The organism is Escherichia sp. MOD1-EC6162 (genome assembly GCF_002965125.1).
GTDB lineage: Bacteria > Pseudomonadota > Gammaproteobacteria > Enterobacterales > Enterobacteriaceae > Escherichia > Escherichia marmotae.
This window is the reverse complement of record NZ_PTSB01000001.1, coordinates 298,632-313,618: the sequence shown is the minus strand read 5'-3', so window position 1 is coordinate 313,618 and position 14,987 is coordinate 298,632. Positions and strand designations below refer to the sequence as shown.

General features: G+C 51.4%; 14 protein-coding genes. 8 read left to right on the top strand and 6 right to left on the bottom strand.

Going from position 1 to position 14,987, the window contains the following annotated elements:
• Positions 1-111 precede the first annotated feature (111 nt).
• On the top strand, positions 112-1,173 hold the full coding sequence (locus tag A9587_RS01495; protein WP_000892035.1) for an AI-2E family transporter: 1,062 nt from the start codon (positions 112-114) through the stop codon (positions 1,171-1,173).
• A 65-nt stretch (positions 1,174-1,238) separates the two neighbouring features.
• On the opposite strand, the gene bcp is transcribed toward A9587_RS01495, so the two are convergent.
• Together bcp and A9587_RS01485 are read right to left on the bottom strand one after the other, a co-directional pair.
• Positions 1,239-1,709, bottom strand: coding sequence for a thioredoxin-dependent thiol peroxidase (gene bcp, locus A9587_RS01490; protein WP_001068673.1), 471 nt, complete (start codon positions 1,707-1,709; stop codon positions 1,239-1,241).
• Complete coding sequence (locus A9587_RS01485) at positions 1,709-2,281, bottom strand: glycine cleavage system transcriptional repressor (protein WP_010378971.1); 573 nt, start codon at positions 2,279-2,281, stop codon at positions 1,709-1,711. Before A9587_RS01485 ends, bcp begins: the two co-directional genes overlap by 1 nt.
• 146 nt (positions 2,282-2,427) lie before the next feature.
• Between A9587_RS01485 and dapA the strand changes: the two genes are divergently transcribed.
• The 6 genes from dapA to ypfH all read left to right on the top strand — a co-directional run bounded on the left by dapA (position 2,428) and on the right by ypfH (position 9,116).
• On the top strand, positions 2,428-3,306 hold the full coding sequence (dapA, locus tag A9587_RS01480; protein ID WP_105263377.1) for a 4-hydroxy-tetrahydrodipicolinate synthase: 879 nt from the start codon (positions 2,428-2,430) through the stop codon (positions 3,304-3,306).
• A gap of 16 nt (positions 3,307-3,322) precedes the next feature.
• Entirely contained in the window at positions 3,323-4,357 is a 1,035-nt protein-coding gene (gene bamC / locus A9587_RS01475) for an outer membrane protein assembly factor BamC (protein ID WP_001516862.1), read from the top strand.
• Between the two features lie 212 nt (positions 4,358-4,569).
• Positions 4,570-5,283 carry a phosphoribosylaminoimidazolesuccinocarboxamide synthase gene (gene purC / locus A9587_RS01470; protein WP_001516861.1) on the top strand — a complete coding sequence of 238 codons (714 nt, stop codon included), beginning with the start codon at positions 4,570-4,572 and terminating at the stop codon, positions 5,281-5,283.
• Positions 5,284-5,450: 167 nt separating this feature from the next.
• On the top strand, positions 5,451-6,314 hold the full coding sequence (ypfJ, locus tag A9587_RS01465; protein ID WP_001267513.1) for a KPN_02809 family neutral zinc metallopeptidase: 864 nt from the start codon (positions 5,451-5,453) through the stop codon (positions 6,312-6,314).
• A gap of 14 nt (positions 6,315-6,328) precedes the next feature.
• Positions 6,329-8,344, top strand: coding sequence for a tRNA cytosine(34) acetyltransferase TmcA (gene tmcA, locus A9587_RS01460; protein ID WP_105263376.1), 2,016 nt, complete (start codon positions 6,329-6,331; stop codon positions 8,342-8,344).
• A gap of 73 nt (positions 8,345-8,417) precedes the next feature.
• A complete protein-coding gene (gene ypfH / locus A9587_RS01455) occupies positions 8,418-9,116 on the top strand; it encodes an esterase (protein WP_000679835.1) in 699 nt (232 codons plus the stop codon).
• A gap of 128 nt (positions 9,117-9,244) precedes the next feature.
• Here the strand turns inward: ypfH and A9587_RS01450 are convergent, their stop codons facing one another.
• The 3 genes from A9587_RS01450 to A9587_RS01440 are packed head-to-tail and all read right to left on the bottom strand — an operon-like array spanning position 9,245 to position 10,960.
• On the bottom strand, positions 9,245-9,445 hold the full coding sequence (locus A9587_RS01450) for a YpfN family protein (protein WP_000383836.1): 201 nt from the start codon (positions 9,443-9,445) through the stop codon (positions 9,245-9,247).
• A 27-nt stretch (positions 9,446-9,472) separates the two neighbouring features.
• The gene (dapE, locus tag A9587_RS01445; RefSeq protein ID WP_001277783.1) at positions 9,473-10,600 is read right to left on the bottom strand and encodes a succinyl-diaminopimelate desuccinylase; all 1,128 of its coding nucleotides are present in this window, start codon (positions 10,598-10,600) and stop codon (positions 9,473-9,475) included.
• Between the two features lie 3 nt (positions 10,601-10,603).
• Complete coding sequence (locus A9587_RS01440) at positions 10,604-10,960, bottom strand: ArsC family reductase (protein WP_000258263.1); 357 nt, start codon at positions 10,958-10,960, stop codon at positions 10,604-10,606.
• A gap of 378 nt (positions 10,961-11,338) precedes the next feature.
• Between A9587_RS01440 and ypfM the strand changes: the two genes are divergently transcribed.
• Complete coding sequence (gene ypfM / locus A9587_RS01435) at positions 11,339-11,398, top strand: protein YpfM (RefSeq protein ID WP_001386977.1); 60 nt, start codon at positions 11,339-11,341, stop codon at positions 11,396-11,398.
• A gap of 98 nt (positions 11,399-11,496) precedes the next feature.
• On the opposite strand, the gene acrD is transcribed toward ypfM, so the two are convergent.
• Positions 11,497-14,610: a multidrug efflux RND transporter permease AcrD gene (gene acrD, locus A9587_RS01430; RefSeq protein ID WP_105263375.1), complete on the bottom strand. Its 3,114-nt coding sequence runs from the start codon at positions 14,608-14,610 to the stop codon at positions 11,497-11,499.
• Positions 14,611-14,987: the final 377 nt, after the last annotated feature.

The window sequence follows — 14,987 nt, the reverse complement described above, 5'->3', positions numbered from 1 at the left end:
CAAATGGCTTTTCAGTTTCCTTAATCCGTCATAAAAAGCGAAGTCTTTTTTGTGACATTTCGATACAATTGCGGATCGCAATCCCGCTCTTGAGGTTCAGGGAAGGTCTTTATGCTCGAAATGTTGATGCAATGGTATCGCCGCCGTTTTAGCGACCCGGAAGCGATTGCCTTGCTGGTTATTTTAGTTGCCGGTTTTGGCATTATCTTTTTCTTTAGTGGCCTACTCGCGCCGTTGCTGGTGGCTATTGTGCTGGCCTATTTGCTGGAATGGCCGACCGTCCGCCTACAATCTATTGGCTGTTCCCGCCGTTGGGCGACGTCGATTGTGCTGGTTCTGTTTGTTGGCATCCTGTTACTGATGGCATTCGTGGTACTGCCTATTGCCTGGCAGCAGGGTATTTACTTAATCCGCGATATGCCGGGGATGCTCAATAAACTTTCCGATTTTGCCGCCACGTTGCCGCGACGTTATCCGGCGTTGATGGATGCGGGCATCATTGATGCGATGGCCGACAACATGCGCAGTCGGATGCTCACAATGGGCGATTCGGTGGTGAAAATCTCTCTCGCCTCGCTGGTGGGATTGCTGACCATTGCCGTCTATCTGGTGCTGGTGCCGCTGATGGTCTTCTTCCTGCTAAAAGACAAAGAGCAAATGCTGAATGCCGTTCGTCGGGTGCTACCACGTAACCGTGGGCTGGCAGGTCAGGTCTGGAAGGAAATGAACCAGCAAATCACCAACTACATTCGCGGTAAAGTGCTGGAGATGATCGTGGTGGGGATAGCCACCTGGCTGGGTTTTTTACTCTTCGGGCTGAACTATTCGCTACTGTTGGCGGTACTGGTCGGCTTCTCGGTGCTTATCCCGTACATCGGTGCTTTTGTGGTGACTATTCCCGTAGTGGGGGTGGCGCTATTCCAGTTTGGAGCAGGCACTGAATTCTGGAGTTGCTTCGCGGTGTATCTGATTATCCAGGCGCTGGACGGTAACCTGTTAGTTCCCGTGTTGTTCTCCGAGGCGGTCAATCTGCATCCGCTGGTGATTATTTTATCGGTGGTGATCTTCGGTGGGCTGTGGGGATTCTGGGGCGTATTCTTCGCCATTCCTCTGGCGACACTAATTAAAGCGGTGATTCATGCCTGGCCCGATGGCCAAATCGCACAAGATTAACCTTCATTCCGGAATGTGAGATGTGCTGGCCGCAAGCGCAGCCAGCACGGAATGGAGCAAAGTAATCAGGCGTGTTCTTTCAGCCAGTTAATCACTACGTCGTGGTGATTGCTGGTTTTGAAATCGTCAAATACATGTTCGATTTTGCCGTCAGCGTCGATCAGGAAGCTGATGCGGTGAATACCATCGTAGGTTTTGCCCATGAAGGACTTCTCTCCCCAGACGCCGAATTGCTCGCACACCTGGTGATCCTCATCAGACAGAAGCGTAAAGTTGAGCAGCTCTTTTTCCGCGAAACGGAAGAGTTTTTCGGGTTTATCAGTGCTGATACCCAGCACATCAACACCGGCTTTTTTCAACTCATCCATGTTATCGCGTAAGCCGCAGGCCTGTACGGTACAGCCGGGGGTCATGGCTTTCGGGTAGAAATAAACCAGAACACGCTGTCCCTGGAAGTCGGCCAAATTAACTTGCTCTCCGTCTTGATCCGGCAAGCTAAATTTCGGTGCGATGTCACCGGCTTTCAGTGGATTCATTACTTAACTCCATCCTGTTCATCATGTTGGGAATAATTGACGACGCTAATACTGCCTTGCGCATTGAGTTCTGTACATAGTGCTTTGAAGGCTTGTTCAATATTTGCTGAATCCGCAGACGCCGGGCTGTGGGCTGTGATCTGAATATGTAGTTGTGCAGCACGTTCATTTTCAGCAGGTTGCGTGCGAGACACCAGCTCCGCAATGTTCATATGGTGCGCGTCAAAAAGTGCGGTAAAGCGTTCAATTAAATGTGGTGAGTCTGCTACATCGACCTGAACCCAGACAGATGCTGGCATCGGCGGACGCGGACGAGCCGTCGTTCGCTTCATCACGATTAACAGATCCAGCTCGGCACCTTTCAACGGTAACGTTGATTCGATCAAGGTGATTGCGTTCCATGAACCGGAAAGCAGCATGATAAAAGTGAACTCTTCTCCCAGCATCGCCAGGCGACTGTCTTCAATATTACAGCCGCAACTACTGACATGACGGGTGATAGTGTTCACAATTCCGGGGCGATCGGCACCCAGAGCAGTAATCACCAGATAATGTTGCGATGACAGTGTCAAACCGGTTATTCCTTCAAGGGGGAGAGTAGCTCTTAAGGAAAGCATAAAAAAAACATGCATACAACAATCAGAACGGTTCTGTCTGCTTGCTTTTAATGCCATACCAAACGTACCATTGAGACACTTGTTTGCACAGAGGATGGCCCATGTTCACGGGAAGTATTGTCGCGATTGTTACTCCGATGGATGAAAAAGGTAATGTCTGTCGGGCTAGCTTAAAAAAACTGATTGATTATCATGTCGCCAGCGGTACTTCGGCGATTGTTTCTGTTGGCACCACTGGCGAGTCCGCTACCCTGAATCATGACGAACATGTTGATGTGGTGATGATGACGCTGGAACTGGCTGACGGGCGTATTCCGGTGATTGCCGGAACCGGCGCTAATGCTACTGCGGAAGCCATTAACCTGACACAGCGTTTCAATGACACTGGCATCGTTGGCTGCCTGACGGTAACCCCTTATTACAACCGCCCATCGCAGGAAGGTCTGTATCAGCATTTCAAAGCCATCGCTGAACATACTGACCTGCCGCAAATTCTGTATAATGTGCCGTCCCGCACTGGCTGCGATCTGCTACCAGAAACGGTCGGCCGCCTGGCGAAAGTAGAAAATATTATCGGAATCAAAGAGGCAACAGGGAACTTAACACGTGTTAACCAGATCAAAGAGCTGGTTTCAGACGATTTTGTTCTGCTGAGCGGTGATGATGCGAGCGCGCTGGACTTCATGCAATTAGGTGGTCATGGCGTTATTTCCGTTACGGCTAACGTTGCTGCGCGTGATATGGCTCAGATGTGCAAACTGGCGGCAGAAGGGTATTTTGCCGAGGCACGCCTTATTAATCAGCGTCTGATGCCATTACACAACAAACTATTTGTCGAACCCAATCCAATCCCGGTGAAATGGGCATGTAAGGAACTGGGTCTTGTGGCGACCGATACGCTGCGCCTGCCAATGACGCCAATCACCGACAATGGTCGTGAGACGGTCAGAGCGGCGCTTAAGCATGCCGGTTTGCTGTAAAGTTTAGGGAGATTTGATGGCTTACTCTGTTCAAAAGTCGCGCCTGGCGAAGGTTGCGGGTGTTTCGCTTGTTTTATTACTCGCTGCCTGTAGTTCTGACTCACGCTATAAGCGTCAGGTAAGTGGTGATGAAGCCTACCTGGAAGCAGCACCGCTTGCGGAGCTTCATGCCCCGGCAGGCATGATTTTGCCGGTGACCTCCGGTGATTATGCAATCCCGGTGACCAACGGTAGCGGTGCTGTCGGTAAGGCACTGGATATTCGTCCACCAGCCCAGCCGCTGGCGCTGGTATCTGGCGCACGTACCCAGTTCACGGGCGATACCGCTTCACTGCTGGTAGAAAATGGTCGTGGCAATACTCTGTGGCCGCAGGTGGTTAGCGTGCTGCAGGCGAAAAACTACACCATAACCCAACGCGATGATGCCGGTCAGACGCTGACCACCGATTGGGTGCAATGGAACCGTCTGGACGAAGACGAGCAGTATCGCGGCCGTTATCAAATCTCTGTTAAACCGCAGGGTTATCAGCAGGCGGTAACGGTGAAACTGCTGAACCTGGAGCAGGCGGGCAAACCGGTTGCAGACGCGGCTTCCATGCAGCGTTACAGCGCGGAGATGATGAACGTCATTTCCGCTGGCCTGGATAAATCCGTCACTGACGCGGCGAATGCAGCGCAAAATCGTGCTTCCACCACCATGGACGTACAAAGTGCTGCTGACGACACCGGTTTACCAATGCTGGTTGTTCGCGGGCCGTTCAACGTGGTTTGGCAACGTCTGCCAGCGGCGCTGGAAAAAGTGGGCATGAAAGTGACCGACAGCACCCGTTCGCAGGGCAGCATGGCCGTGACCTATAAGCCGCTGTCTGACAGCGACTGGCAGGAACTGGGCGCTCGCGATCCAGGCCTGGCATCCGGCGACTATAAACTGCAGGTCGGTGATTTAGATAACCGCAGCAGCTTACAGTTCATCGATCCGAAAGGTCATACGCTGACTCAAAGCCAAAACGACGCACTGGTATCTGTCTTCCAGGCTGCGTTTAGCAAGTAAAAATACAGGGCTGGAATCATCCGGCCCTTTTTTCTGATATGATACGCAAACGTGTGCGTCGACAGAAAAACGCAATTTTAGCGTTAATTCGCACGAAATTTGTTTGTCGGACACAGGTCGGATAAGGCGTTCACACCGCATCCGACAAAACATCTGGCACACCAGACAGCAAAAGATTTTAAAACGTTAATTCACACCCAGGAGTGATAAAGATGCAAAAGCAAGCTGAGTTGTATCGTGGTAAAGCGAAAACCGTATACAGCACGGAAAACCCGGATCTGTTGGTGCTCGAATTCCGCAATGATACGTCAGCAGGTGATGGCGCGCGCATTGAGCAGTTTGATCGCAAAGGTATGGTGAACAACAAGTTCAACTACTTCATTATGAGCAAACTGGCTGAAGCGGGTATCCCGACTCAAATGGAGCGTCTGCTCTCTGATACTGAATGTCTGGTGAAAAAGCTGGATATGGTGCCGGTTGAGTGTGTCGTACGTAACCGCGCCGCTGGCTCTCTGGTGAAACGTCTTGGAATCGAAGAAGGTATTGAGCTTAACCCGCCGCTGTTCGATCTGTTCCTGAAAAACGATGCAATGCACGACCCGATGGTTAACGAATCTTACTGCGAAACCTTTGGCTGGGTAAGCAAAGAGAACCTGGCGCGTATGAAAGAGTTGACCTACAAAGCGAACGACGTGCTGAAAAAACTGTTCGACGATGCCGGTCTGATTCTGGTCGATTTTAAGCTGGAGTTTGGTCTGTACAAAGGTGAAGTGGTACTGGGCGATGAGTTCTCCCCGGATGGCAGCCGCCTGTGGGACAAAGAAACGCTGGAGAAAATGGACAAAGACCGTTTCCGCCAGAGCCTCGGTGGCGTGATCGAAGCCTATGAAGCCGTCGCCCGCCGCCTGGGTGTAGAGCTGGACTGATTTTTTCGCTCATCATCTTGCCGTGCTGTTGGCACGGCAAGACAACCGCTTTTGTAAGACGTGAATTAAACGCTCATTCCTCCATCATTTCCTCCTGTTTTCCTGTGGTAATCTTCCTCTGAACCACCTACGATCATCACTATAATGAATATATTGTTGAGGTATCTATGCGCTGGCAAGGGCGTCGTGAAAGTGACAATGTTGAAGACAGGCGAAACAGTTCTGGTGGTCCGTCAATGGGCGGTCCCGGTTTTCGCCTGCCAAGCGGTAAAGGTGGGCTGATTTTACTGGTAGTGGTGCTGGTCGCTGGCTACTATGGTGTTGATTTAACCGGGCTGATGACTGGACAACCTGTTTCTCAGCAGCAATCAACGCGTTCAATTAGCCCAAATGAAGACGAAGCGGCAAAATTTACCTCGGTGATTCTGGCTACCACAGAAGATACCTGGGGGCAGCAATTTGAGAAGATGGGGAAGACTTATCAGCAACCGAAGCTGGTGATGTATCGCGGGATGACGCGCACCGGTTGCGGAGCCGGGCAGTCTATTATGGGGCCGTTCTATTGCCCGGCGGATGGCACGGTCTATATCGATCTCTCCTTCTATGATGACATGAAAGACAAGCTGGGCGCGGATGGCGATTTTGCCCAAGGGTATGTTATCGCCCATGAAGTCGGTCATCATGTACAGAAACTGTTAGGTATCGAGCCGAAAGTCCGTCAACTGCAACAAAATGCGACGCAGGCGGAAGTGAACCGCTTATCTGTGCGTATGGAACTTCAAGCCGACTGCTTTGCCGGTGTCTGGGGACATAGTATGCAGCAGCAAGGCGTTCTGGAAACTGGCGATCTGGAAGAGGCTCTGAATGCGGCGCAAGCTATTGGCGATGACCGCTTACAACAGCAAAGTCAGGGGCAGGTGGTGCCGGACAGCTTTACTCATGGTACTTCTCAACAACGCTATAGCTGGTTTAAACGTGGTTTCGATAGTGGCGATCCGGCACAATGCAATACTTTCGGTAAAAGTATTTAACTCTCGGGGCAGGGATGGCTGAACTGACTGCGCTACACACATTAACAGCGCAAATGAAACGCGAAGGGATTCGCCGCTTGTTGGTGTTGAGCGGGGAAGAGGGCTGGTGCTGTGAACATGCACTGAAATTGCGTGACACATTACCCGGTGACTGGTTGTGGGTTTCGCCGCAGCCAACTACTGAAAACCACTGTACGCCATCGGCGCTACAAACTTTGCTGGGGCGCGAGTTCTGTCATGCCGTATTTGACGCCCACCAGGGTTTTGATGCTGCAGCATTTGCGGCGCTTAGTGGGACACTGAAAGCGGGAAGTTGGTTGGTTTTGTTGCTTCCTGTATGGGAAGAATGGGAAAACCATCCCGATGCCGATTCTCTGCGCTGGAGTGATTGCTCCAGTCCCATTGCTACTCCACATTTTGTCCAACATCTCAAATGCGTCCTTACGACGGAGAACGATGCTATTCTTTGGCGACAAAACCAGCCGCTAACGTTGGCTGACTTTGTTCCCCGTACTGACTGGCAACCCGCTACTGGCGCACCACAGCCGGAACAGCAACAGATACTACAGCAGCTTCTGACCATGCCGCCTGGTGTGGCCGCGGTAACTGCTGCGCGCGGGCGCGGTAAGTCGGCACTGGCGGGGCAACTCATTTCCCGTATCGCAGGTCGTGCGATTGTTACTGCGCCTGCGAAAGCCGCAACGGATGTGCTGGCACAGTTTGCGGGCGAGAAGTATCGCTTTGTGGCACCAGATGTATTATTAGCCAGCAATGAGAAAGCCGACTGGCTGGTGGTCGATGAAGCTGCAGCCATTCCCGCACCGTTACTGCATCAACTGGTATCGCGTTTTCCGCGTACTTTGTTAACCACTACGGTGCAGGGCTATGAAGGCACCGGGCGCGGATTTTTGCTGAAATTTTGCGCTCGTTTTCCGCATCTGCAACGTTTTGAATTGCAACAACCGATCCGTTGGGCGCTGGGATGTCTACTGGAAAAAGTGGTCAGCGAGGCACTGGTTTTTGACGATGAAAACTTCACGCACGCACCACAAGGCGAGATCACCATTTCTCCATTTGAACAGATATTATGGCGCAGTGAGCCGGAAACACCGTTAAAGGTTTATCAATTATTGTCTGGTGCGCACTACCGGACGTCGCCACTGGATTTACGGCGGATGATGGACGCACCCGGGCAACATTTCCTACAGGCGACTTGCGAAAACGAGATCGCCGGGGCGCTATGGTTGGTGGATGAAGGCGGATTATCTGAACAACTCAGTCAGGCGGTCTGGGCCGGTTTTCGTCGTCCGCGGGGAAATCTGGTGGCTCAATCGCTGGCAGCGCACGGCAGCAATCCACTGGCGGCGACATTACGCGGGCGGCGTGTCAGCCGGATAGCCGTTCATCCGGCGCGTCAACGGGAAGGCATAGGACAACAGCTTATTGTCAGCGCCCTGAAATATACGTATGACCTCGATTATCTTTCTGTGAGTTTTGGTTACACCGATGAATTATGGCGCTTCTGGCAACGATGTGGTTTTGTGCTGGTGCGGATAGGTAACCATCGCGAAGCCAGCAGCGGCTGTTATACGGCGATAGCGCTGTTACCTGTTAGCGAAGCGGGGAAACAACTGGCGGAGCGTGAGCATGACCGTTTACGCCGCGATGCGCAAATTCTCGCGCAGTGGAATGGCGAAACTATTCCGGTTGATCGGCTAAACGACACCGTGCTTTCTGACGACGACTGGCTTGAACTGGCTGGTTTTGCTTTCGCTCATCGTCCGCTTTTAACGTCGTTAGGTTGTTTAACGCGTCTGCTACAAACCAGTGAACTGGCGTTACCGGCGCTGCGTGGACGCTTGCAGAAAAGCGTCAGCGACGCGCGGTTATGTACCACACTTAAACTTTCAGGCCGTAAGGCATTGCTGGCCCGCCAACGCGAAGAAGCCGTGCAGGCGCTATTGGCACTTGATGATGTTCGCACTGAACGCCTGCGCGATGGCATAACGCAATGGCAATTTTTTCACTGACTCCTTCAATTTTCTCTCATGGTCATTGTGAGTCAGCGGCGTAAAATTACTGACATCAGTTAAGGAGTTCGCCATGAAACATGACCATTTTGTTGTTCAAAGTCCGGACAAACCAGCGCAACAGTTGTTACTGCTTTTCCACGGTGTTGGGGATAATCCAGTGGCGATGGGGGAAATCGGCAGTTGGTTTGCGCCGCTGTTTCCGGATGCGCTGGTGGTGAGTGTCGGCGGCGCGGAGCCGAGTGGTAATCCGGCAGGGCGTCAATGGTTTTCGGTACAGGGTATAACGGAAGAAAATCGCCAGGCGCGGGTAGATGCCATCATGCCGACGTTTATTGAGACGGTACGCTACTGGCAGAAACAGAGCGGAGTAGGGGCTAACGCCACGGCGCTGATCGGTTTCTCACAAGGGGCGATTATGGCACTGGAGAGCATTAAGGCCGAACCGGGTCTTGCCTCACGCGTAATAGCCTTTAACGGGCGTTATGCCAGCCTGCCGGAAAGCGCATCTACTGCCACGACAATTCACTTGATTCACGGTGGTGAAGATCCGGTTATCGATCTGGCACATGCGGTTGCGGCACAAGAAGCGTTAATTAACGCTGGTGGTGATGTCACGCTGGATATCGTGGAAGATTTGGGGCATGCGATCGATAATCGCAGTATGCAATTTGCCCTGGATCACTTGCGTTATACCATTCCGAAACATTACTTCGACGAAGCGTTAAGCGGCGGTAAGCCCGGTGATAATGATGTGATTGAAATGATGTGAAAAACAGGTGCCAGGTGCGTAGGCCGGATAAGGCGTTTACGCCGCATCCGGCTATGGTGCCTGATGCGACGCTGAGGCGTCTTATCAGACCTACGGTTGAGCGCCAGACATTGTCCGGCTCCTCCAGCTTACTTCTTCGGTTGATCCTTCTTCGGCCAGTCGTCGTCATCGTCCCACTTATCGTTGAAATCACGATGCGGGGGAAGCTCCGGCTTGTTGGCGAGAAATTTCTTATGGTCGACGCGCTTGAGATCTTTGATCACATTCAGCAGAACGCCCACCAAAAAGACAATCACCAGAATCCACCAATATTTAGCCAGCCAGTCCATGCTTATTTCCTCTTGCAGAACTACTCATCAGGCGACGAGCTGTTCCATGATACGTTGATACATACGGGCAAGTAGCTGCAGGTCGGCAGCATTGACGCATTCATTAATTTTATGAATGGTGGCATTGACCGGCCCGAGTTCCACCACCTGCGCCCCCATGCGGGCAATAAAGCGCCCATCGGACGTTCCGCCTGTGGTCAGTAGCTGCGGTTTAATTTCATTATAGTGCTCAACAGCGTTGACTACCGCATCGACCAGTTTACCGCGCGCGGTCAAAAATGGCTGTCCGGAAAGCCACCAGTCAACGGTATAGCGTAGCTGATATTTTTCCAGTAACGCATGAACCTGCGCTTTGATCATTTCGTCTGTCAGTTCAGTACTGAAACGAAAGTTAAACTGTATAAACAGCTCACCCGGAATGACGTTATTACTGCCAGTACCCGCCTGAATATTAGCTACCTGCATACTGGTTGCCGGGAAAAATTCATTACCCTTATCCCACTCGATAGCCACTAACTCATTGAGGAAAGGTGCTGCGCGATGCACGGGGTTATCTGCAAGGTGTGGGTAGGCTACGTGTCCCTGCACGCCATGAATAGTAAGGTTACAGGTCAACGAGCCGCGACGGCCATTTTTCACTACATCACCGACAACTTCGATACTCGACGGTTCGCCAACCAGGCAGTAATCCAGCCGTTCACGACGCGCCATTAAGGTTTCAACCACTTTGACCGTGCCGTTGTGGGCGCTGGCCTCTTCGTCTGAGGTGATAAGAAACGCCAGTCGACCTTTATGGTTGGGATGTTGCGCGACAAAGCGTTCTGCCGCCACGACCATCGCCGCCAACGACCCTTTCATATCTGCCGCGCCGCGCCCGAATAACATACCATCACGAATGGTCGGTTCAAATGGTGGGTTGATCCAACGGTCGGCATCGCCAGGCGGTACAACGTCGGTATGTCCGGCAAAGGCTAACGTTTCTCCCTGTCCGCGCCACGCCCAGAAATTCTGCGTATCCGCAAAGTCCATGCGTTCGACGGTAAAACCGATCGCCTGTAAACGTTCGATCATAATTGCCTGACACCCTGCGTCATCAGGACTTAAGGATGGGCGGCGAATAAGCTGCTGTGTCAGCTCAATAACCGGACACGACATAGACTACACCTCATGGAAAAATTGCTGATAACTGGATTCACTGAAACCCAGCAGCATAGGCTTCCCGGGCGCGCAGAGCAATGGGCGTTTGATAATTGCAGGCATTTCAGTCATTAATGCCGCAGCAGACGCCGCATCGGTGATTTTATTGCGAGTGATTTCGTCCAGTTTACGCCAGGTGGTGCCACGGGTGTTGAGTAACGCTTCCCAGCCTAATTCGTTGATAAATGAGTTCAGCAATTCACTGTCCAGACCATCAACACGGTAATCGTGAAAGCGAAAGTCAATGCTATTGGTTTCCAGCCAACGGCGGGCTTTTTTAATGGTGTCACAGTTTTTGATGCCGTAAAGGGTAACCATAATGAATCCTTTTGCGATTATTAAGAATAAATAATCATTTAACGGGCAATACATTTCCCCTGCAAATGATTGTCAGAGAATATAACATTATTAAGGTATTTCACTTAACAACTATTAAATAATTGTGAGCAGTTTGAACGCAATTATTAAGAATATTCCCCTAGGTATCTGTCTGTATTTCAAGCAGAATTGATTCAGTATTAGAATCCGTATGAATATGTTGAAATGTTGCTTTGCATCACATAAAAATCCCTGTCTCAGGGCCATAGTATTTACATAGGTTTTGCCCCGGAGGTAGTAATCACAGCAATCGAATAAATTAGCTTCACCACGGTATATTGTTTCCGTAGAATACCCATAATTATAAGAGAGGTTGTTATGATTGAACGTGAACTGGGGAACTGGAAAGACTTTATCGAAGTTATGCTTCGTAAGTAATTACCAGGACAAAAGGTAAAATGAAAGAACCTGATGAACAGGTTCTTTATCAGAAAGTTGAAAAAGGCGACACGTTGGCATGTCGCCTTTTTTATTGTTTATTCCGGCCGGGGGTTCAGCGGGAAGCGGCGACGTACCAGCACAAAGAATAGCGGTACGAAGTAAATTGCCAGAATGGTAGCGGAAATCATCCCCCCCATTACGCCAGTACCAACCGCATGTTGTCCGCCGGAGCCAGCACCGCTGCTGACTGCCATCGGCAGTACGCCGAAGACAAACGCCAGCGAGGTCATTAAAATCGGGCGTAAACGCTGGCGGCAGGCATAAAGCGTTGCTTCAAAAAGGTCGTGGCCTTTTTGATTCATCTCGTTAGCGAACTCGACAATCAGAATGGCGTTTTTCGCTGATAAACCAATGACCGTTAACAGTCCCACCTGGAAATAAACATCGTTTTCCAGCCCACGCATCCAGGTTGCCAGCAGCGCGCCGATAACCCCCAATGGCACGACCAGCATCACCGAGAACGGCACCGACCAGCTTTCGTACAGTGCTGCCAGACACAGGAACACGACCAGCAATGAAATCGCATACAGCGCCGGAGCCTGCGCGCCGGAAAGCCGTTCCTGATACGACATTGCCGTCCACTCCAGACCGAAGCCGTTCGGCAATTGCTGAACTAACGATTCCATAATATCCATTGCAGTACCGGTACTGACGCCCGGCGCAGCTTCCCCGACAATCTCTACCGCGGAATAACCGTTATAGCGTTCCAGACGCGGCGAACCTGTTTCCCAGCGGGAGGTCGCGAAGGCAGAGAAAGGCACCATGCCGCCGTCTTTGTTACGCACATACCACAGATTGATGTCATCTGGCAGCATGCGATACGGCGCGGCAGCCTGCACATAGACTTTCTTCACGCGACCGCGATCCATAAAGTCATTTACATAGCTCGAACCCCACGCGGTTTGCAGCGTGTCGTTAATATCGTCAATGGCAACGCCCAGCGCCTGGGCTTTACGTTGGTCGATATCAATCTGCAACTGCGGACTGTCATCAAGACCATTATGGCGCACACGGGTTAATTCCGGGTTTTCTGCCGCCAGCGCCAGTAACTGGTTACGTGCTGCCATTAGCGCATCGTGACCCGCCCCGGCGTGGTCCTGCAACTCCATATCAAAACCCGCAGAACTGCCAAGACCGCTAATTGCTGGCGGGCTGCTGGCAATAACTCGGGCTTCTTTAATCTTATTAAATTCTTTCGTTGCACGTTCGATAATGGCAAACGAGGTGCCGGTTTTACTGTCGCGTTCGCTCCAGTCTTTCAGGCGGATAAACATCCGCGCCACGTTTTGGCCGTTGCCGCCAGGGCCAGAACCGACCGTGGCAAACACCGACGTGATGTTGTCTTTCTCATGAGTGAAGTAATACTTCTCGATCTGTTCCACCACTTTCAGGGTTTGTTGCTGGGTCGAGCCGCTGGGCAACTGCACCGAGGTGGTGAACATGCCACGGTCTTCCAGTGGCAGGAACGACGTTGGCAGACGCAGGAACAGAAACACCATGCCGCCAAGTAGCAGGACATAAATCACAATCCAGCGCAGGCTGCGGTGGAGAATTTTCGCCACCCCTTTTTCGTAGCGTTCGGCGTTGCGGTTGAACATCTGGTTAAACCAGGCAAAAAAGCCTTTCTGCCCGTGATGCTCACCTTTTTTCAGTGGCTTAAGTAGCGTGGCGCATAGTGCCGGAGTGAGAATCATCGCCACCAGTACCGACAGCACCATCGCCGCAACAATAGTGATGGAGAACTGGCGATAGATAGCCCCGGTGGTGCCGCCGAAGAAGGCCATTGGCACAAAAACAGCCGAAAGCACCATCGCAATCCCGACCAGCGCGCCCTGGATCTGACTCATCGATTTCCGTGTCGCCTCGCGGGGCGAAAGTCCGTCTTCGCTCATAATACGTTCGACGTTTTCCACCACCACGATGGCGTCATCCACCAGCAGGCCGATCGCCAGCACCATCGCGAACATGGTTAAGGTGTTGACGCTGTAACCGAAGGCGTAAAGCACGGAGAAGGTTCCCATCAACACTACCGGTACGGCGATAGTCGGAATCAGCGTGGCACGGAAGTTTTGCAGGAACAGGTACATGACGAGGAAAACCAGTGCGATAGCTTCCAGCAGAGTTTTCACCACGTCTTCAATGGAGGCCTTAACAAACGAGGTGGTTTCATATGCCACCTTGTACTCCAGTCCGGGGGGGAAATACTGCGCCAGTTCATCCAGACGGTTGAGCACCAGCTCCGCCGTTGCCATTTCGTTCGCGCCGGAGGCCAGTTTTACTCCCAGACCCGAGGCTGGCTTACCATTAAAGCGGCTAAGATAATCATATTTCTCCGCTCCCATTTCGACGGTGGCGACATCGCCCAGCCTTACTTCTGAACCGTCCTGATTCACCCGCAAGGTGATATCACGGAACTGTTCAGGCGTTTGCAACAGCGACTGAGCGTTAATGGTGGCATTTAGCGCCTGTTTATCAACAGAAGGTGTTCCGCCAAGTTGCCCAACCGCAATCTGCGCATTCTGCGACTCAATGGCATCAGTGACATCTTTGGCGGTCATCTGGAAACTGTTCAGTTTTGCCGGATCAAGCCAGATACGCATCGAATACTGCGAACCGTAAGCGTCAATATCACCAACGCCATTAACACGGCTTAACGGATCCTGAATATTACTGGCAACATAATCGGCAATATCCTGTTTATCCATTGAACCATCAGTAGAGACGAAGGCAATGGTCAGAATGTTGGTATCGCCGGTTTTACGTACCGTTACGCCCTGATTTTGCACCGCCTGGGGGAGTTTACGCATGGCTGATTGCAACTGGTTTTGCACCTGTTGCACTGCTTCGTCCGGGTCTGTGCCTGCTTTAAAACTGAGCGTCACCGACGCCTGGCCGGTGCCGCTGCTTTGTGACGACATATACATCAGGTTATCGAGGCCAGTCATATTCTGCTCAATAACCTGGGTCACGGTGTTTTCCAGCGTCTGGGCCGACGCGCCAGGATAGTTAGCCGTTACTCGCACATTAGGGGGGGCGAGATCCGGGTATTGTTCAACAGGCAATGAAAAAATCGCCAGGGTTCCTGTCAGACACAACAGGATTGCCAGTACCCAGGCAAAAATGGGGCGATCAATAAAGAAATTCGCCATTAAAAGAGGACCTCGTGTTTCTGCGTATCGTTATGGGCATACCTTGCTTCACTGTAGCGGCAAGGTACGAGCCAATCGTGGAGAAAAAAAGGAGATAATGTAAATTATCAGCACTCGGTAGCAAAGTTTGCATAAGCGTAAAGTAACGGCAGCTATCTCTTTCCATTGCGGTGCATGAACGGAATGTTTTTCTAATTTGTTGAATTTTTAATAAAAAATACAGCGGTTTTTTATTTTGATATCGCAAGGAAGAGCATCATTCGAACCCTGTCAGCGAAAACTCACCTTTACAAATGTAAAGCCGCAGCAGGATGTTAACAAAATTTCTTCTTAACGGAATCGTTGCCCGGCATCGTTTTTCCCGGAGAGCTTGCAAA